This is a genomic window from Actinomyces sp. ICM47, assembly GCF_905369875.1.
GTDB lineage: Bacteria > Actinomycetota > Actinomycetes > Actinomycetales > Actinomycetaceae > Pauljensenia.
This window is the reverse complement of sequence record NZ_CAJPJE010000017.1, coordinates 1-17462: the sequence shown is the minus strand read 5'-3', so window position 1 is coordinate 17462 and position 17462 is coordinate 1. Positions and strand designations below refer to the sequence as shown.

19 protein-coding genes and 1 pseudogene are annotated in these 17462 nt (G+C 64.8%); 6 read left to right on the top strand and 14 right to left on the bottom strand.

What is annotated here, in order from left to right:
• Nucleotides 1-5: 5 nt before the first annotated feature.
• The 3 genes from QZ149_RS05095 to QZ149_RS05085 all read right to left on the bottom strand — a co-directional run bounded on the left by QZ149_RS05095 (nucleotide 6) and on the right by QZ149_RS05085 (nucleotide 3219).
• Nucleotides 6-2582: a heavy metal translocating P-type ATPase gene (locus QZ149_RS05095; RefSeq protein ID WP_291450187.1), complete on the bottom strand. Its 2577-nt coding sequence runs from the start codon at nucleotides 2580-2582 to the stop codon at nucleotides 6-8.
• A gap of 85 nt (nucleotides 2583-2667) precedes the next feature.
• Entirely contained in the window at nucleotides 2668-2913 is a 246-nt protein-coding gene (locus QZ149_RS05090) for a heavy-metal-associated domain-containing protein (protein WP_291450186.1), read from the bottom strand.
• 15 nt (nucleotides 2914-2928) lie between these two features.
• Nucleotides 2929-3219: a metal-sensitive transcriptional regulator gene (locus QZ149_RS05085; protein ID WP_009054594.1), complete on the bottom strand. Its 291-nt coding sequence runs from the start codon at nucleotides 3217-3219 to the stop codon at nucleotides 2929-2931.
• 127 nt (nucleotides 3220-3346) lie between these two features.
• Here QZ149_RS05085 and QZ149_RS05080 point away from each other — a divergent pair, with 127 nt between their 5' ends.
• Nucleotides 3347-4819, top strand: coding sequence for an alpha/beta hydrolase (locus tag QZ149_RS05080; protein ID WP_291450185.1), 1473 nt, complete (start codon nucleotides 3347-3349; stop codon nucleotides 4817-4819).
• Nucleotides 4816-5481: a pyridine nucleotide-disulfide oxidoreductase gene (locus tag QZ149_RS05075; RefSeq protein WP_291450184.1), complete on the top strand. Its 666-nt coding sequence runs from the start codon at nucleotides 4816-4818 to the stop codon at nucleotides 5479-5481. Before QZ149_RS05080 ends, QZ149_RS05075 begins: the two co-directional genes overlap by 4 nt.
• Nucleotides 5482-5563: 82 nt before the next feature.
• On the opposite strand, the gene QZ149_RS05070 is transcribed toward QZ149_RS05075, so the two are convergent.
• Both QZ149_RS05070 and purB read right to left on the bottom strand, forming a co-directional pair.
• Nucleotides 5564-5803, bottom strand: a complete 240-nt coding sequence (locus QZ149_RS05070; protein ID WP_291450183.1) for a hypothetical protein — start codon at nucleotides 5801-5803, stop codon at nucleotides 5564-5566.
• Between the two features lie 48 nt (nucleotides 5804-5851).
• On the bottom strand, nucleotides 5852-7309 hold the full coding sequence (purB, locus tag QZ149_RS05065; RefSeq protein ID WP_291450182.1) for an adenylosuccinate lyase: 1458 nt from the start codon (nucleotides 7307-7309) through the stop codon (nucleotides 5852-5854).
• A 301-nt stretch (nucleotides 7310-7610) separates the two neighbouring features.
• On the opposite strand from purB, the gene QZ149_RS05060 reads away from it, so the two are divergent.
• Both QZ149_RS05060 and QZ149_RS05055 read left to right on the top strand, forming a co-directional pair.
• A complete protein-coding gene (locus tag QZ149_RS05060; protein WP_291450181.1) occupies nucleotides 7611-7967 on the top strand; it encodes a hypothetical protein in 357 nt (118 codons plus the stop codon).
• A gap of 2 nt (nucleotides 7968-7969) precedes the next feature.
• A complete protein-coding gene (locus QZ149_RS05055) occupies nucleotides 7970-9625 on the top strand; it encodes an alpha/beta hydrolase (RefSeq protein WP_291450180.1) in 1656 nt (551 codons plus the stop codon).
• Between the two features lie 26 nt (nucleotides 9626-9651).
• Here the strand turns inward: QZ149_RS05055 and QZ149_RS05050 are convergent, their stop codons facing one another.
• Entirely contained in the window at nucleotides 9652-10038 is a 387-nt protein-coding gene (locus QZ149_RS05050) for a phage holin family protein (RefSeq protein ID WP_291450179.1), read from the bottom strand.
• 65 nt (nucleotides 10039-10103) lie between these two features.
• Between QZ149_RS05050 and QZ149_RS05045 the strand changes: the two genes are divergently transcribed.
• Nucleotides 10104-11168, top strand: coding sequence for a histidinol-phosphate transaminase (locus QZ149_RS05045; RefSeq protein WP_291450178.1), 1065 nt, complete (start codon nucleotides 10104-10106; stop codon nucleotides 11166-11168).
• 60 nt (nucleotides 11169-11228) lie between these two features.
• On the opposite strand, the gene QZ149_RS05040 is transcribed toward QZ149_RS05045, so the two are convergent.
• Entirely contained in the window at nucleotides 11229-12011 is a 783-nt protein-coding gene (locus QZ149_RS05040) for a YwiC-like family protein (RefSeq protein ID WP_291450177.1), read from the bottom strand.
• Nucleotides 12012-12233: 222 nt separating this feature from the next.
• Between QZ149_RS05040 and QZ149_RS05035 the strand changes: the two genes are divergently transcribed.
• Nucleotides 12234-13217 carry a bile acid:sodium symporter family protein gene (locus QZ149_RS05035; RefSeq protein ID WP_291450176.1) on the top strand — a complete coding sequence of 328 codons (984 nt, stop codon included), beginning with the start codon at nucleotides 12234-12236 and terminating at the stop codon, nucleotides 13215-13217.
• Between the two features lie 132 nt (nucleotides 13218-13349).
• Here QZ149_RS05035 and QZ149_RS05030 read toward each other — a convergent pair whose 3' ends face one another.
• The 7 genes and pseudogenes from QZ149_RS05030 to QZ149_RS05000 all read right to left on the bottom strand — a co-directional run.
• Nucleotides 13350-13847: a hypothetical protein gene (locus QZ149_RS05030; RefSeq protein ID WP_291450175.1), complete on the bottom strand. Its 498-nt coding sequence runs from the start codon at nucleotides 13845-13847 to the stop codon at nucleotides 13350-13352.
• 207 nt (nucleotides 13848-14054) lie between these two features.
• Nucleotides 14055-14447 carry a hypothetical protein gene (locus tag QZ149_RS05025; protein WP_291450174.1) on the bottom strand — a complete coding sequence of 131 codons (393 nt, stop codon included), beginning with the start codon at nucleotides 14445-14447 and terminating at the stop codon, nucleotides 14055-14057.
• 220 nt (nucleotides 14448-14667) lie between these two features.
• On the bottom strand, nucleotides 14668-15081 hold the full coding sequence (locus QZ149_RS05020) for a hypothetical protein (protein ID WP_291450173.1): 414 nt from the start codon (nucleotides 15079-15081) through the stop codon (nucleotides 14668-14670).
• A gap of 139 nt (nucleotides 15082-15220) precedes the next feature.
• Complete coding sequence (locus tag QZ149_RS05015; protein WP_291450172.1) at nucleotides 15221-15622, bottom strand: hypothetical protein; 402 nt, start codon at nucleotides 15620-15622, stop codon at nucleotides 15221-15223.
• Nucleotides 15623-15783: 161 nt separating this feature from the next.
• A complete protein-coding gene (locus QZ149_RS05010; protein ID WP_291450171.1) occupies nucleotides 15784-16194 on the bottom strand; it encodes a hypothetical protein in 411 nt (136 codons plus the stop codon).
• A 146-nt stretch (nucleotides 16195-16340) separates the two neighbouring features.
• Complete coding sequence (locus QZ149_RS05005) at nucleotides 16341-16742, bottom strand: hypothetical protein (RefSeq protein ID WP_291450170.1); 402 nt, start codon at nucleotides 16740-16742, stop codon at nucleotides 16341-16343.
• A gap of 385 nt (nucleotides 16743-17127) precedes the next feature.
• Nucleotides 17128-17462, bottom strand: a pseudogene (locus QZ149_RS05000) (IS256 family transposase); the annotation flags it as partial.

Here is a 17462-nt window from a genome sequence, read left to right as displayed (position 1 = left end):
GCTAACTATTTCGCCGTGCGCAGGCGCAGCGAGTTGAGGACAACGAACACCGACGAGCAGGCCATCGCGGCGCTCGCCAGCATGGGGGAGAGTAGGCCCGCGATCGCGAGCGGCACCATCAGGACGTTGTAGAAGAATGCCCAGAACAGGTTTTCCTTGATGATGCGCAGGGTCCGGCGCGACACTCGGATCGCGGTCGCCGCCGATGTCAGCGACGAGTTCATGAGCGTCATATCCGCGACCTCGATCGCCACGTCCGTGCCCGAGCCCATCGCGATGCCCAGGCCCTTCGCGCTCGCCTGCGCGAGGGCGGCCGCGTCGTTCACGCCGTCGCCGACCATCGCGACCGTGCGGCCCTCGGCTTGTAGATCGGCGACGGTGTCGCGCTTGCCGTCGGGCAGGACTCCCGCGATGACGCGCTCGATGCCCACCTGACGCGCGACGTGTTGGGCCGCGGCCTCGTTGTCGCCCGTCAGGAGGATCGGCTCGATGCCGAGCTCGCGCAGCTGAGCAATCGCATCAGCCGACGACTCCTTGACCGTGTCGCGCACGACGAGCGCGGCGATCGCGCGACCCTCGACGCGCTCGGGAATCACCAGGGACGAGGCCGGGGCGCCCTCCCGCTCTCCGGTGCCCTGGTCGGTGGTGCCCCGGGTGGGGGTACCGGTATCCCCACCCGCGTTGCTGCCAGCCGCGGGTGCGCCATCGGTGGTCGCGGCCTCGCTGCGCGAGGTGATCTGGCCGGAGTACCCTGCCGCGGCGACGACGGCCTCGAGCTCCTCGTTGCTGTGAGGGGCGGTGAGCGTGATGCGCGCGGACTCGGTGGCGAGGTTGACTTCGGCCTTCACGCCGTCGAGCTTGCCGAGCTTGCGTTCGACGCGGCGCACGCAGGACGCGCAGGTCATGCCGCCCACGCTCATCGTGAGCGTCGCGAGGGGAAGGTCGGCGTCCGGGCCTGGAAGCGCGATGGACGCGGGTGCATCGGGCGTGGTGGAGGCTGCCTCCGGGGTGGGGGTCGCTGCGGAACACAGATTCGGCGCGAGAGCCGCGACGACCGCGGAGGCACCCGAGGCCTCGGCCTCGCGAACGGCGTCAAGGAGAGAAGAGGGAACATCCACGCCCAGGGAAGCCAGCCACGACGGGCGACCGACCAGCACACCGCCGCGGGCGGTGAGGCCGACGACGCCGAGTCCGGGCTGGTTCGCGAACGCGGTTACGGGAACGAGGGAGATACCTCGGGAGGATGCGCCCGACGTGATCGCGCGGGCGACGGGGTGCTCGGAGAGGGACTCGACGGAGGCGGCGAGGGACAGGGCCGAGGCCTCGTCCACCTCGGGGGAGCCGCCCGCGGAGGGAACTGCAACAGACTCAAGCGACATGACGCCCGTGGTGACCGTGCCCGTCTTGTCCAGGAGCATGGTGTCGATCGACCGGGTCTGTTCGAGGATTTCCGCGTTCTTGATGAGGATGCCCAGCTGCGAGGCGCGTCCCGACCCGACGAGGATCGCGGTCGGCGTGGCCAGGCCGAGCGCGCACGGGCATGCGACGACGAGGACGGCGACGGCCGCCGTGAACGCGGCCTGCACGCTGCCGCCCGCGAGCAGCCAGCCGACGAGGGTCAGCAGGGAAACAAGGATGACGATGGGCACGAACACGCCCGAAATCTGGTCCGCGAGGCGCTGGACGGGTGCCTTGCCTGCTTGGGCCTCGGCAACCATGCGCCCGATTTGTGCGAGCGTCGTGTCCGAGCCGACGCGCGTGGCGCGCACCAGCAGGGATCCCCACGTGTTGACGGTCGCACCCGTCACCGCGTCGCCGGGGGCGGCGTCCACGGGCACGGACTCGCCCGTCAGGAGCGAGGTGTCCAGGGCGGAGGAACCCTCGACGATGACGCCGTCGGTTGCCACCTTCTCGCCCGGGCGCACCGCGAACAGGTCGCCGACCTGCAGGGACGAGGCGGGCACGACGCTCTCGGAGCGCTCGCCGGTCGCGGGGTCGACGCTCACGAGCGTCGCCTCCTTCGCGCCCATGCTCAGCAGCGAACGCAGCGCGTCGCCCGCGCGGTAGCGTGCGCGCGCCTCCAGGTAGCGTCCCGTCAGCAGGAACACGACGATCGTGGACGCGACCTCGAAGTAGATCTCCGCGTGGCCGACGTGCGCCGCGCGCGGGATCAGGCTCATCTGCATGCGCATGCCGAGCATCCCCGCACCGCCCCACAGCAGCGCCCACCAGCTCCACAGCGTCGAGGCGATGACGCCGAGGGAGACCAGCGTGTCCATCGTCGTCGACCCGTGGCGCCCCGCCGCGAAGGCCGCCCGGTGGAAGGGCCACGCGCCCCACGTGACGACCGGGATCGTGATCGCCGCGACGACCCACTGCCACCCCGTGAACTGCCAGGCGGGCACCATCGACAGAATCGCCGCGAGGATGCCCAATGGCGCGGAAACGATGAGGCGTCGGAGCATGTCGGCGGCGTGGGCGCGGGTGCCCTCGCCGACCTGGGGGGGCGGGGACGAGGCCGGGGTGGCCTCAGGGGAAGAAGGGGCGGCCGCGGGAGTGGTCATCACAGAGTTGGTGGACATGGGTACCCTCCGGGGGTATGTATCGGGTGAAAGGAAACGAGGCCGGGGAAGGAACCCCGGCCTCGTCGTTGAGGCGTGGAAATCCTCAGAAGTCGCGCGAGATGCCGACCAGCGTGAAGCCAGCCTCGGACACTGCGTCGCCCAGCGCCGCATCGTCCAGGGGAGTGTCGGTCAGGACAGTCACCTTCGAGGTGCCGCCCGAGTTGAGGATGACATCGACGTTCTTCACGCCGGGGATTTCGCTCAGCTCTTCGCTGACGCTCATCACGCAGTGGCCGCAGGTCATGCCGTCGACGGACAGCTCAATGGTGCGATCAATCTCGGTGGTCATGGTTTCTCCTTGGGGTTAGGACTTGATGAGGCGCGCGATGGCCGCGGCCGCCTCGTCGACTTTGGCCTGGGCGGCCTCGTCTGATTCGCGCGCCGCCGTGACGACGCAGTGGTTCATGTGGTCTTTGAGCAGGTTGACTGCGACGGAATCGAGCGCGGACTGGACGGCCGAGACCTGCGTGAGGATGTCAATGCAGTAATCGCCCTGCGAGATCATGCGCTGCAGGCCGCGTACCTGGCCCTCGATGCGGCGCAGGCGCGCGAGGTGATTCTCGGTGTTGCCGTGGTAGCCGTGCTCGTTGCTCATGGAAGTGAGAGTACCCCTAGGGGGTATCCGTGTCAAGAGGCTTTGAGTGTTCACCGAGCGATCTCGTCTCGCATTTCGCTCGCCAACCCCCGTAGTGTGGAGTCAAGACGGACCATGAGGAGGGCACTTGAAGCGACGCTCACGCCGACGCTACCGTGCGATCCGCCGCGTCCCCCAGGCGTACCCCGGCCTCTACCTGCGCCTCAAAGTCGCCCCCGTTCTGCCCGCGCTCGCGGCAACGGTCGCCGTCGGCAGCCTCGCTGAAATCCCGGCGCTCCCCAAAACCATCCGCGCCCGCGCCCGCGCTGCCTCGGACGACATGGGCACGTCGATCTCGGAAAAATCCCAGCGCATCTTCTTCGATACTCCCGGGCTGGATACGCTCCTCATCCGCTCCCTCGCGCACGTCGCACGGCGCACCGCGAGCGTCGGGCGCGCGTGGGCACGCGCGGTCGTCGCGGTCGGTGCTGACAAGGACGGGCGCATGGCTCGCATGCTGCCCCTCATCCCCAGGCGCGGATACGACGCCCTCATGACCGGCATGCTGACGGTCGGCACGGCAGTCGGCGCGCTGCGTGGCGGTGCCGTTCACGTGAATCTCCTGCGCGACTCCGAGGCCGACCCCGCCTTCCAGGACCCGCTGCCCGGGCACCCCGAGGCACAGATCCGCCGCGTCGATCCTCCTTTAATCCTGTCCGATATGTGCGCCGACATCGACGAACTCTACTGGTCGCGCACCATCGGCCCCGCCGTCAAGATCACGCGCGTCGGCGAGGACGAGGCGCGCCGCTGGCTCCTCTCCCTGGTCGGTACTGAGTCCATGACCTTCCGTTCAACAAACAACCCAGCCGATATAGAGACGAACATCCGCCTCATGCTCGGCCTGGAGAGCGCGATGAGCGTCGGCGTCGTGAACGCTCTGCACGCCGCCATGGAACGCGACGGCGTGCCACGCGAGCGCTGGGCGCGCGAACCCATCCTCATCTGCGGCCACTCCCAGGGCGGGATTGTCGCCGCCGCGCTCGCCTCCATCCCGCCGGACGAGGCCGGGGTCAATGTCGGCGGCATCCTGTCCATGGGCGGCCCCAACCGCCGTATCCGCGTGCGCCCCGACGTGGTGATCATCACCGTCAACCACGACCAGGACGTCATGCCGAGCTTCGACGGCTCGCCCGACCGCGCCCCCGACCGGCGCGTCACCGTCGGGCGTAGCCTCGTGAGGCCTCGGACCCGCCCCCTCTACTACGCGCACTCCTCCTCGACCTACACGGAGACCGTGCGCCTCCTCGAGCGCAAGGTGCGCGTGACCCCGTGGGGTCGGCTGGCCTCGTCGATGGCGGCGCTGCAGGATTTCCTGCCCACCCCGGGGGAGTCCACGCGCGTCATGCACTACGAGATCTGGCAGGACCTCCTGACACCCACCGCCGATGCCGCGTGGGACACGGTTGCCGCGCTCGAACGCGGCGGCGCGTACACGGCCGCCACCTATCCCATGGACTACGTGACCACGGTGCCGCGCCTACCGCGCGTCACCCGCGCGAGGCGTCGGCGCGCCTCCGCGCTCTCCCGGCTTATTCCCATCAGAAAGGACCGCTCATGACCGAGCATTACGCCCCCCTGCGCGAGGTGCGCCGCTGGATGCGCGTCTCGACCCCCGTCAACAAGGCCGCAGCGTCCGGCCTGCGCGGTCAACTCCCGCAGATTGCCGGGCCGCTCGTGATCGGCGCGCTCGGCGTGGGTGCGATTGGTGCCGGCATCGCGTGGCGAGCCCTGGCCTCGACGCGGGGAACCGGGCGCACGCAGCGCTTCGCGGAGCTGGCCTCGTCCGCGCTGGAGGCCGCCTTCCCGGAGACGTTCATCGACGAGGTCGGGGTTGGCCCCGGTGAACGCGGTTCCAGTGAGCGCCGCGTCGTCAACGTCGAGGTTGGTGAGGGCTTCGGTCGCCCATCCCTGGTGTCCATTGACGTGGTTGCACCGGCCTCGGATGAGTTAGCGAATGTGGAGGTCGCGACGGAGGCGCTGGACGCGCTCACTCGCGCGGTGTGGAAAAACGCCGAAATGGCACCGGTCAGCGTGCGCGCCCGCGTCCTCGTCGCACGCGGTGATGCGGATTCGTCGGCGGACGCCCGGGCGGTGCCCGGCGCGCAAACCGAAGCGGTAGCTGACATGGCGGTGCTGGGCTTCGAAGACGAGATTGCACGTCCCGACGAGCTTTACGCGCGCTACGGCGCGCCCGACTGCGACCCTGCTTGGAGGCCGTGACCTTCGATAGGACTGAGCGTCTCCGCTTTCGCGGATGTAAGAGAGCCCCCAGCAGGACTGCTGGGGGCTCTCTTGTTCCGGCTCAGTCAATGACCTCGATGTCGCGTAGGTACACCACGGGGTTACGTGACTTGGGGCGTCGGATCTTCTTTCCGATCAGCTCCTCATGTTTGGCAGGGAGCTTACTCGGGATAATGGAGATGCGACCGCTTCCTTCGTCTAGATCCTTCTTAACGCCAGCGACGCGAGTGGCCGCCCTGACCGTATCGGTCTTGTCGAGCACAAGTAGTTCAGCGCAGTCGATGATTCGTGCAAACGACAAGGGCAGCGAGGCGCGAACCCGCGCACCCGCCGCCCCAACCGATAGGACTCAGGCCTCCCAGCGCGCCAGGCGCTCGGACAGGCCGATGTAGGTCGCGGGGGTCAGCGCCAGGAGACGCTCCTCCACCTCGGCCGGCAGACCCAGGCCCGCAATGAACTCACGCATATCGCGCTCGCCCACCTCATGGCCGCGCGTCAGCTCCTTGAGGCGCTCGTACGGGTTCGCCATGCCGGTCGCACCCGCGATCGCGGCGGCACGCATCGCCTGCTGGACGGCCTCGCCGAGCACCGCCCAATTCGCATCCAAATCCTGCGCCATGCGCGCGGCGTTGATCTCGATGCCATCCAGGCCACGCACCAGGTTGTCGTAGGCCAGCACCGCGTGACCAAACGCGACGCCCACGTTGCGCTGCGTCGTCGAATCCGTCAGGTCACGCTGCATGCGGCTGGTCACCAGCGTCGACGCCAGCGAATCCAGCAGTGCGTTCGACACCTCCAGGTTGGCCTCCGCGTTCTCGAAGCGGATCGGGTTGACCTTGTGCGGCATCGTCGACGAGCCCGTCGAACCCTGCGCCGCCAGGTTCTGGTGGAAGTAATCCATCGAAATGTACGTCCATGCGTCCGTCGCCAGGTTGTGGGCGATGCGGCCCGCGCGCGCCACGTCCGAATACAGCTCGGCCTGCCAGTCATGCGACTCGATCTGCGTGGTCAGCGGATTCCACGTCAGGCCCAAGCCTTCCACGAAGGAACGAGCCAGTGTCGGCCAATCCGCGCCCGGCACCGACACGACGTGCGCGGCCCACGTGCCCGTCGCACCGTTGATCTTGCCCAGGTACTCTGTGGCCTCGACGCGCGTGATTTGGCGGGACAGGCGGTGCGCGAACACCGCCATTTCCTTGCCGATCGTCACCGGCGTCGCCGGCTGGCCGTGCGTGTGCGCCAGCATCGGGACGGCCGCCCCGGCCTCGGCGAGGCCGCGCAGGCGATCCAGGAGCGCGCGGATCGCGGGCAGCCATACCTGCTCGGTCGCAGCCTTGATGGTCAGTGCGTACGCCAGGTTGTTGATGTCCTCGGAGGTGCAGAAGATGTGGACGACCTCGCGCAGGGTCGGCAGCGTCGTGCCCTCACCCAGTTTATCGGCCGCGGCCTCCAGATACTCGCCGATCAGGTACTCGACAGCCTTGACGTCGTGGCGGGTGACGGCCTCGAACTCGCCCAGGCGCTTGATGTGCTCGGCGCCGAAATCGCGGGGGAGCACGCGCAGGTAGTCGCGCTCCGCGTCCGTCAGCGTCGGTGCGCCCGGCAGGACCGAGTTGTCAAGCAGGAAAATCAGCCACTCGATTTCGACGTGCACGCGCGCGCGGTTCAGGCCCGCCTCGGACAGGTAGTTCGCCAGCGGCGCGGCCACCGCGCGGTAGCGGCCGTCCAGCGGGCTGAGCGGCTCACCCCCGCCCGCCAGGTCCGAATAGCCGTGGGCAGTGGAGAACAGTGTCATCGTGTCGCTCATACCCCCATCTTCCCAGACTGCGAGGTCTTCGGGACGCTGAGTCCGCTCGGCGGTTCGTGGCGTGTATAACGCACGAGGCCGGGGCTGGGGCGAGTTGTTCACGTTCGCTGGCGGGGGAGTGCCCGATACCGTCCGGGGGCGACCTCGCTTTATCCACAGGCTACCGCGGGCGGTGTCTATCCACAGGCCTGCGTTCGTGTCGCCCGCCATCCACAGGACTGACCGTGCGGGTAGAACCAGCCACGGCCTCGGACGTAGCGTGCGTCCTGTAACAACACCGCTTCCGCTGAAGGGAGTCCCCATGCCTATCGATACAGCCGCCGTTTCCGTGTCCCTTAACAGTGCCTACGCCCTCGTCGATGCTCTGCGATGCGCGCTCACGGGGTCCTCCTGCCCGCAGTGGACGGGCACGGGAGGCGATTCCTACCGCTTGCGTAAAGACGAGGTCGTGGCTCAGGCCCAGGGAGTCCTCGACGATATTCAGGCGGCGTTGGACGCCGTTCCCACCCTTGAAGCAAACGCCACCGCATTCCTCGCGAGCACCGTCGTCACAGTAGCGAACGGATGCAACACGGCAGTAACCCTCGCAGACTTCTACGGCACCGTCCTGACTTCTGCCGCAGCCGCGGTCAGTGGCGACGTGCTAGGGAGGCGGTAACCGTGGTCTTTGACCCTCATCGTCACGTCACGGTTGCCTCCGGTGCTTTCAGTGTTGACGTGAACGAACTGAACGCCGCGCACGCGGCGCTAACCTACGAGAAGCTACTCGCAATCGGACCATCCAAAGCCGCACTTACCTGCGCACAGTTGGAAGTCGACCTGGCCCCTTTCGATACAAGCAGCGTCACCAGCGCGATCACCACCGCCCTGAGTTCCCTGGATGACCTGGGTGCCGCTGTCGATGATCTCCTGTGGAAGCTGCGTGATGCTGCCCTGACCTACGACGACGCAAATAGTTTCGCCTCCCTGTGGGAGGCCGTTCCCGGCAGCGCGTCCGGTCCGCAGTTCAGCCTCCTCGGCCTCGCCAGATTCGAGGCGGCGGGTGGCTTCGCGGGCGCGCTGTGGAGCGCTGGTTTCCACCTGTGTCAGGACGCCGCGACTCGACTGGGGGTCCCAGGTTTGGCGACTGTGGTCATGCCGCTTCCGGCGATGGCAACCCACAGCAGGGACCTGATGAACACCGGGATCGACGGTCTGGAGTTTTGGAAGCATGAGGATGAGATGTCAGGCGTACAGTTTCAGCGCGACCTCGGCCGTTTCGCGTTGGACGTCAACTCCTTGCCTGTGCATCGGGACGTCGCACGTATTCTGGAAGGACTTGGGGTGAGTCAGGACCTCAACTCCACGTCGACGGCCTCGGCCTCGGGCTTGGCGGCGCTGACGGTGCTGGGACTTACTGCTTGCGGACTCGGGAGCGGACCGAGCTACGGGGTCGCAATCAAGGCAGCCGACGGACATACGCGCGTCCACGCTGGCGGGATCGGACTGTGGCTATCGCCCGATAGGTTTCAAGAACGAAAGGCCACGACGCTGGCGTCGATGCCGGACGCTGCACCCGACATCCACTACGAGGGCGCTGCCACCAGCGCAGACGTCATCGAACACATCATCGACATGCACGGGGGAGACGCCGACAACGGCGAGATCGCCATCGAGGAGCACGTCACGGTGGAAGAGGATGGAACCCAGACACGCTCATGGACCATCGACATCCGCGGCACGCAGTCCTTCGGCGCTGGGGAGAAAGGCCCGCAGGACATGCTCACCAACTTCCAGGGCGTGGGCGGTATGGCTTCCGACCAGCTCTACGCCATCCAGAAGGCGATGGATGACGCGGGCATCGCGCCGGGCGAAGCCGTCGAATTCGCCGGACACTCCCAAGGCGGCATCATGGCCGCTCAACTCGCCGCAAACCCTGACGTACGCTCCCGCTACAACGTCGTCTCCGTCGTCACCGCCGGATCCCCAACGGCCACCATCGCCCCCACCGACGTACCCGTCCTGTCCTACGAGAACTCCGGCGGCATCGTTCCCGGCCTCGACGGCTACGCCACACAGGGGGATAACGTCACCACCGTCATGTTCCGCGACTACGAAGCCACGTGCGACGTCTCCGACCCCGTCCCGTGCTCACACTCCGCCTCCGTCTACGTCGACGAGATCAGGAGCTCCCTGAGCGCAGCCACGGCCTCGTCCGACCCGGGCCTTGGCGCACTCGCGGTCGCCGAGGCCCGCCGCACCCACGCGCTCGGCCTCACCGAGCGCACCCAGACCACGATCCACCACTACCAAACGAGGCGCATCACCGACAAGTGATGCGCCTCGAGAAAGGGGAAGCCAGCTCAGTCGCGGGCGTCCTTCTTGTCACGCAGGAACCCCGACACGACGGAGGTCACCACCGACGTGATGACCGCGCCCGCCAGGCACGACAAGAAGCCACCCGTCGTCATGGGAATACCCAGCGACGTGGACAGCCAGCCCGTCAGTGCGAAGAGCAACGAGTTGGTCACCAGTGCAAACAAGCCGAAGGTGAGGAGGTATAGAGGGAAGGCCAGCGTCTCGACGACGGGCTTAATGATCGAGTTCACCAGCGTGAACACGAAAGCGATGACGGCGAAGGCAATCACGGTTTCTGATGCCGTCGTCGACGTGATGGAGATAGACGGAACCAGGAGGGTCGTGACCCACAGTCCGGCCATCGTGGCAATAAGTCGAGCAATGAAATCCATCTGCTCATTCTTGCGCAGTGGGACGTTGCTTGCACGGCACACCCCCATGGGATAGGACTACACACATGAGCAACCTGCGCTTTCGGCCCACCGTCCTCTCCCTACCTCGCTATAAGCCCAGCAAGTCCGCGCCCGACGCCGTCAAAATCTCATCCAACGAGATGCCGACCCCGCCCAGCCCGGCCGTGCTGGAAGCGATCACCCGCGAGCTCCAGACGATCAACCGCTACCCCGACCTGACCGCCGCCCCCCTGCGCGAAGCCCTCGGGAACCGCTTCGGCGTGGGTGCCGACCAAGTGTGCGTCGGCACCGGCTCCTCGGCGATCCTCGTCGCTGCGCTGTCCGCCGTGTGCCAGCCGGGCACCCAGGTCGTCTTCCCGTGGCGCTCCTTCGAGTCCTACCCGATCGCCGTCCCGACCGTGGGGGCCGACCCCGTTCCCGTGCCGCTCCTCCCGGATGGCAGCCAAGACCTCGTCGCGATGCACGAGGCCATCACGGACGACACTGTCGCGCTCATCCTCTGTTCTCCCAACAACCCGACCGGCCCCGCCCTCACCTACGAGGAGATCGCCTCCTTCGTCGCAGATGCCCCCGACGACGTCATGATCATCGTCGACGAGGCCTACATCGATTTTGCGACCAAACCCGGCGTACGTACCGCGGTCCCGCTCATCGCAACCCACCCCAACGTTGTTGTCATGCGGACCTTCTCTAAGGCACACGCCCTGGCTGGTGTACGCGTCGGCTACGCTATCGGCGATGCCGAGGTCATCGGCGCGATTCAGTCCCTCCTCGTGCCCTTCGGCGTCAACTCCCTCGCGCTCGCCGCTGCCCTGGCCTCGCTCGCAGACGCAGAGGGTGTTCAGCGCGCGGTCGCCGACATCGTCGCTGAACGCGAACGTATCGTTCCCGCCCTGCGCGACCTCGGATACGACATCCCCGACACACAGTCGAACTTCTACCTGCTCCACGGAAGCGTCTACGGCCTCGTCGACGAATGCGCCCGCGTCGGCCTCATCGTGCGTCCCTTCCGCGAAGGCGTGCGCGTCTCCGTGGGCAGCCGCGAGCAGAATGACCTCTTCTACTCGGTAGCCGCCGAGTTCGCGCGAACCCACGGAATCAGCGCGTAGGTACCTGTGCGTGTGGGCGCGCCCGATCAGCCGGACACGCCCACGCAGGGGGTGATGCGGTTACGGGACCAGCAACACCACAAACAACAGAGCCGACCAGGCGATCTCGGTGAAGCCGATCAACCTGGGGGAGAGGGGACGCTGGCGGGTTCGGCTCAGCATCGGCATCACCCACGCGCGCGCCGTCAGGCACACCCACACGAGGGAGGGCCAGATCGATAGCGCGCCGAACCACCACGCTGCGGTCACGCCGAGCGTGCAACAAGCGTGAAACAGTGCCGCCCCCATCGCCCAGCGCGGGTCCTTGCGGCCACGGATCATCGAGCGCACCAGCGGTACCGTGCCAACATAGTGCAGCGTGAATACCGTGCACGCTGCCCACGCGTGCGGGGTCACCGCCGCCGGCGAGCCATCTGCTGTCGCCAGCGAGAAAGCGACGGGACCCATGATGCCGCCCGCCAGGATCGAGGCCGCGCGGGCACCCAGGGAGCGCTCGCGCCCCTTCCACACGAGGAAGAGTGCGGACGAGGCTAAGGGAGCGAACGCGATTGCCCACCACAGCAGCTGCGGGCGCATCGCCAGGAGGGTGATGCCGGGGATAGCTGTGAGGACGCTGTAGGTCAGGATCGCGGGCACGATGCGACCGCGGCGCTTCGCAGGGGTCTTGACCCACAGACACACCGCCGAGAACATCTGGAACGCCATCGCCCACGCCACCAGCATGAGGATGACCATCCATACGAAGGTCAGGGACAGTGCCCATCCGAGCAGCGGTGGGAGGGCCATCATCGTCCATGCGCCGTGCTGGTCGGAGATCCAGCCCTTGCGCTGTAATTCGCGCATGCGGGGATTCTTATGGTGTCGCGTTTTTGGGCGGCTGTGGGAATGCCTGCACGTATCGTCCGGGGACGTCTGCTGGGGGTGAGCGGGGGTGGAATCAGTCGTTGGCGCGGCACTGTGCATAGCCTTAGCTTAGTGAAGTTGTCTTGTGAGTCTCAATACTGAACTGATCACAACGTGAGACGCGGAAGGGAAAAATTCAACAATCGGTGAAATATGGGTGGCATGTCCACATCAGATACAGTCACCACTCAGTCTCCTTCGCTTTCCTCCGAAGATCGCAGCGCGCGCATCGCCGTGACGGTCTTCCCGCTGCTGATCCTGGCAGCATTCGTGATCGCTATGGTTACTCCCGCGACCTTCAAGCCGCTGGCCCCCGGCGTTAACTGGGCGCTCGGCGTCATCATGTTCGGCATGGGCTTGACCCTGACGCTGCCCGACTTCGGACTCATCATCAATCGCCCGCTGCCTGTGCTCGTGGGTGTTGTCGCCCAGTACCTGATCATGCCCCTCGTGGGTTGGAGCCTGTGCTACGTGTTCCGCCTTCCCGACGCAGTGGCCGTCGGTGTCATCCTCGTCGGTTGTGCACCGGGCGGTACCGCCTCGAACGTGATTTCCTACCTGGCAAAGGCGGACGTCGCGCTGTCGGTCACCATGACCTCGATCTCGACGCTGCTCGCGCCGCTCATGACACCGATGCTCACTGCGTGGCTGGTCGGCTCGCGTATGCCGGTGGATGGTGCCGCGATGACAAAGAACATCCTACTGATGGTCCTCGCCCCGGTTCTGGGTGGCTTCGCCGTGCGTTTCCTCGCGAACAAGATCGTCGAAAAGATCCTGCCGATCCTGCCGTGGATCTCCGTGCTGGGCATCTGCTACGTGCTGCTCGTAGTCGTGTCGGGGTCGGTCGACAAGATCCTGACGTCGGGCGCTCTCATCATCGCGGTGGTCATCTGCCACAACCTGCTGGGCTACCTCTTCGGCTACCTGGCCGGACGCGTCGGACGCGGCTCGGACAAAGCCTCTCGCACGACAGCGATCGAGGTCGGCATGCAGAACTCCGCGCTGGCTGCGACGCTGGCGAAGACCCACTTCGCCGCCACCCCAGAAACTGCGCTCCCGGCGGCCGTCTTCTCCGTCTGGCACAACCTCTCTGGCGCGCTCCTGGCGGTCTTCTTCCGTCGTTGGAAGAACGGTGGTCAGGCCTGAAGCGACGAGGCCTGGGTGCCCTCGGGCACTCATGCTGCGCGGATGGGTGGGGCTGGCGCGTAGATACAGCCCGCGCAGATAAATGAAGAGGGACGACCCTGCGGGTCGTCCCTCTTTCTCTTGCTGGGCAAATCAGTTACTGGTCGACATGAGTCCGCACGTGGCGAAGAGCTCATTCTGGTGGGTGCTCACGTCGTTGACCGCCTGCGTGTATTCGTTCAGTCCGGACCCGTTCGTGGTGGAGATGGCGGCGGCCTTCTCGCCAGCGTTGCGCCAGTCAGCAGTGACCTGGTCGACAGACTTCTTGATGTCCTCGTTGGAAATCTTCTCGGATGCCGTCGCGTAGGCGTCCGCAATCGAGTCAAACGTGTTCTTGATGCTGGCGGTGTCAGTGCTTATCTCTGAAGTAGCGCTCGTCACGGTTTCGCTGGCGTCTGCCATCGCCTTTTCGATTTCCTTGCAAGCGTCTTCCTTGGACTGGTTGCCAGCAGGGGCAGTGTTCTGGGTGGCAGCGGAGCTGGGCTCCGACGAGGGGGTGGTGGACGAGGAGTTAGTCTTCTCGCCACCGCATGCGGCCAGGCTGAGCGGCATCAGGGTGATGAGCATGGCGGCTACGATGCGCTGTTTCATGGGTTCTCCTTTGAAAGCATGGAAGGATACCCTGAAAGTCTAGCCGGATGGTTAAAGTTGGGCAAAACTCCCTGTGTGAAGGGCGGTCTTCCCCCTGTGCTCCGCGCCCCTTTGCTCGGAAAGGCAGGCGTTTACGCCTGGCAAAAGATGGGTGGGGTGACCATGAAGGCCGCCCCACCCGGTATCGCAGACATGGTTAGTGACAGGTCACTGTCCGGTGCCCCAGTCGAAGCCGCAGAGGTCGTTCAGCGCCTTGCCATGGTTTGACATGTCTGTCATGAGGTCAGGGCCACCCGTCGAAGCGCCGGGCGACTTCGTGGCGTCGCGAAGCTTCTCAAGGTCTTCAATAAGAGGGGTGAAGGCAGCCTTGACCTTCTTATTGGTGATCTTCTTGTTGGCTTTCTTGTATGTCTTGATGATCTGGTCCAAACTGTCCCGGATGTCGTCAGGGGAAGTGCCCTTGATCTTGACGCTTTTGTTGGCGCTGACAGCCGCCTTCTGGATGTGTTTGCAGGCGGCTTCCTTGGATTGGGCGCCACAGGCGGCCATGCCGAAGGGGAAAGCGAGGATGAGGGCAGCGGCGATAAGGCGACGCTTCATGCTGGCTCCTTTGAGAGCGTTGATGGACATAGTGGAAGTGTAGGGGAGTGGTCCCGGCGATATAAAACTCGCCACATGGCGAGCGGGTAACCGACGAGGTATGGGTGCGGTACGAGGCCTGTGTGGCGTAGGTTGTCGTGGTCAGATTTTTCACGGCGCGAGGAAAGGCATGCATCGGGTTGTCCCTCCCGATAGACTCAACGGAGTCGTCATTCGCGCATCAGTTTCCAATGTTCCATCCGAAGCCGCACAGATCGCTGAGTTTCTTCCCGTGATTCTCCATGTCTGTCATGGCACTGTCGAACTCGCTGGAAGAGAACATGGTATCGCCGTCGTCATAGAGTTTGACGATCCTCTCCATGTCAGCGATGAAGCTCTGAAAAACAGGCTTAACCTTCTTGTTGGTGACCTTCTTTGAGGCCTTCTTGTAGGTAGATGTCAGGTCAGCCATCCGGTCCCTGAGGACCTTCGGATCTCTGCTGGTGGTCTGCCCGTTCTTTTGTGCCTGCGTGCTGGCGCTAGCCGCAGCATTGTCGATCTCATGACAGGCGGCTGCCTTGGATTGGGAGCCGCAGGCGGCCATGCCGAAGGGAAAAATGAGGACGAGGGCGGCAGCAATGAGGCGACGCTTCATGGGAATTCCTAAAGGGTGGGTCGATGGTCTCGCGGCAGAGGGTCAGTATCGATGACCGCGACAGTGACGCTGGTGGTGGACGGGGAGGGGCACCCGGTTGGGCGTCCCTCCCCGCATGGCTGATGGTGTCAGCGACGTATCACTTGCCGGAATCCCACTTGAAACCGCAAATGTCGTTCAACTCCTGGCCATGGGTGGAGATGTCCTGCAGGACCTGAAAGTCTTCCGTAGACACGTCGGAGCTGTCCTTGTCCGCGAGGTCACGGAACTTCTCGAGGTCGGCGATGAGGTTATTGAAGGCGGGCTTAACCTTCTTGTTGGTGACCTTCTTGGCGGCCTTCTTGTAGATCTTGAGAGCCTTATCCAGGCCTTCCTTGAAATCGTTTTCGTTGCTATTGGCGTCGAAATTGATCTCAGAGCTGGCGGTAGTCGCAGCCTTCTGGATCTGCTTGCAGGCGGCTTCCTTGGACTGGGCACCACAGGCGGCCATGCCGAAGGGGAAAACGAGGACGAGGGCAGCGGCGACGAGACGGCGCTTCATGGGAATGCTCCTAGTGCATTGATGATGGGTACGGTGAAAGTCTATCGTCTGAGAAAAATCTGTGGGATGGTTACTGGGTGATCCATGGCACCACTCTGCGAGGCGTTGCTCAAGGGGCTGCTCGGTGGGGTTCTCCAGACGAGCCGCTTACCAGCGTTGGGTTACCTGTCCCACGTGAAGCCGCAGAGGTTGTTCAGTGCCTCCCCGTGGGTATCCATGTTGTCCTGAATGGACTCATAATCGGGTGACGCGCTCGCGTTTTCGTTGGTATTCAACAGGTTAATCAGCTTGTCGAGGTCGTCGAGGACGTCCTTAAAAGCAGTCTTCACGTCCTTGTTGGTGACGTTCTTTGCGGATTCCTTGTAGATGCCAGTCATCTTTGTGAGGAAATCGGCGTACTCCTGCTGGCTATCCATCGAGGAGATGTCCACCGATTCTGATTCCTTGAGGACCGCATCGCGCGCGGTCGCGATCTCCTTGCAGGCGTCAGCCGTGGACTGGGTGGATCCGCAGGCAGCCATGCCAAGTGGAAGCATGAGGATCAGGGCGGTGGCGGCGAGACGACGCTTCATGGAATTTCCTGGATGTGTCGGTGGTGTACAGCGACATGCTAATGCCTGTAAGAAGTACGTGGGAAGTCGTGAATGAGTGACTGGCGGGGGAGGGGCAACCCACCCCGGGTTACCCCTCCTGGCTTGGTGTGCGCGTCAGTAGCTGCTCACCAGTCCAAGGTGAACCCGCAGAGATTCTTCAGCACCTGTCCGTGGCTGTCGATGTCTTCCTCATTCTGCTCGTATTCCGGCGAGGTGGTGGGAGTGTCGTCCCTGAGGAATTCAACGGACTTGTCGAGGTCCTTGAGGACATCGTTGAAAGCAGCCTTGACTTCCTTGTTGCTGACCTTCTTACCGGCGTCCCTGTACATGTCCAGCAGCTTCTTCAGATGATCTGGGACTTCGTTGAAGGGCATGCTCAGAATCGAGTGTTCGGCCGAGTACTGGTGAACGGAGGTGCGTGCCGTCGCGATTTCCTTGCAGGCGTCAGCCGTGGACTGGGATCCGCAGGCAGCCATGCTAAGCGGGAAGATGAGGGCGAGAGCGGCGGCAGTAAGACGACGCTTCATGGGTGCTCCTAGATGTCGTAAGAATGGATGCACTGAAAGTTTATGATGTGAGAAAGATTTGTGACGCACGCCTCTACATTGTGGACATGGTTGCTGCGTTCGTGCGGGCCTTGGCGACCGTGCTGCTGATGGGTAGGGTCGCCGTTCTCTATCGTTACCGCGCAGTGCTGGTGACCCTTCTCTGTGCTCAAGGGCGGCGGCCCGCCTCTCCAACTGCTCTCTGCACCCGAGGGCGTCGGCCCGCCTCCCCAGCTGCTCTCTGCACCCGAGGGCGTCGGCCCGCCCGCTCGCCGTCCACGCCGCGAGCCTTCGGCTCGGCGCGTAGGCTCGAAGCCCGGCCAGGCCCTGCCGCCGCCCTCGAGTACCGCAGCTGCCCGCATGCGGGTTATAGGACATTTCGTGTTGCTGGGGTTAGTCCCAGGTGTTGTGGTAGGGGGGTGGTGTGGTGGAGTTCGTTGAAGCAGATTGCGTCGCCCCAGCCGGGGATGATGGCGGTGGCTTGGTGGTTTTGCACGGCTTGTTGCCAGGCGTTTTCGAGGTATGTGTCGGTGGGCATGGTCGCCAGGATTGTCGCTGCTGGTTGCGGGTGGGCTGAGTGGGTGTAGCACCACCAGAACACGGCTTTGATGCGTCGGGTCAGGCGCATGCCGCGGTGGTCGCGCAGCATCTGGCGTAGGCGCGCGTTCGTGCTTTCGATCTGGTTGGTCATCGCGGGCATCT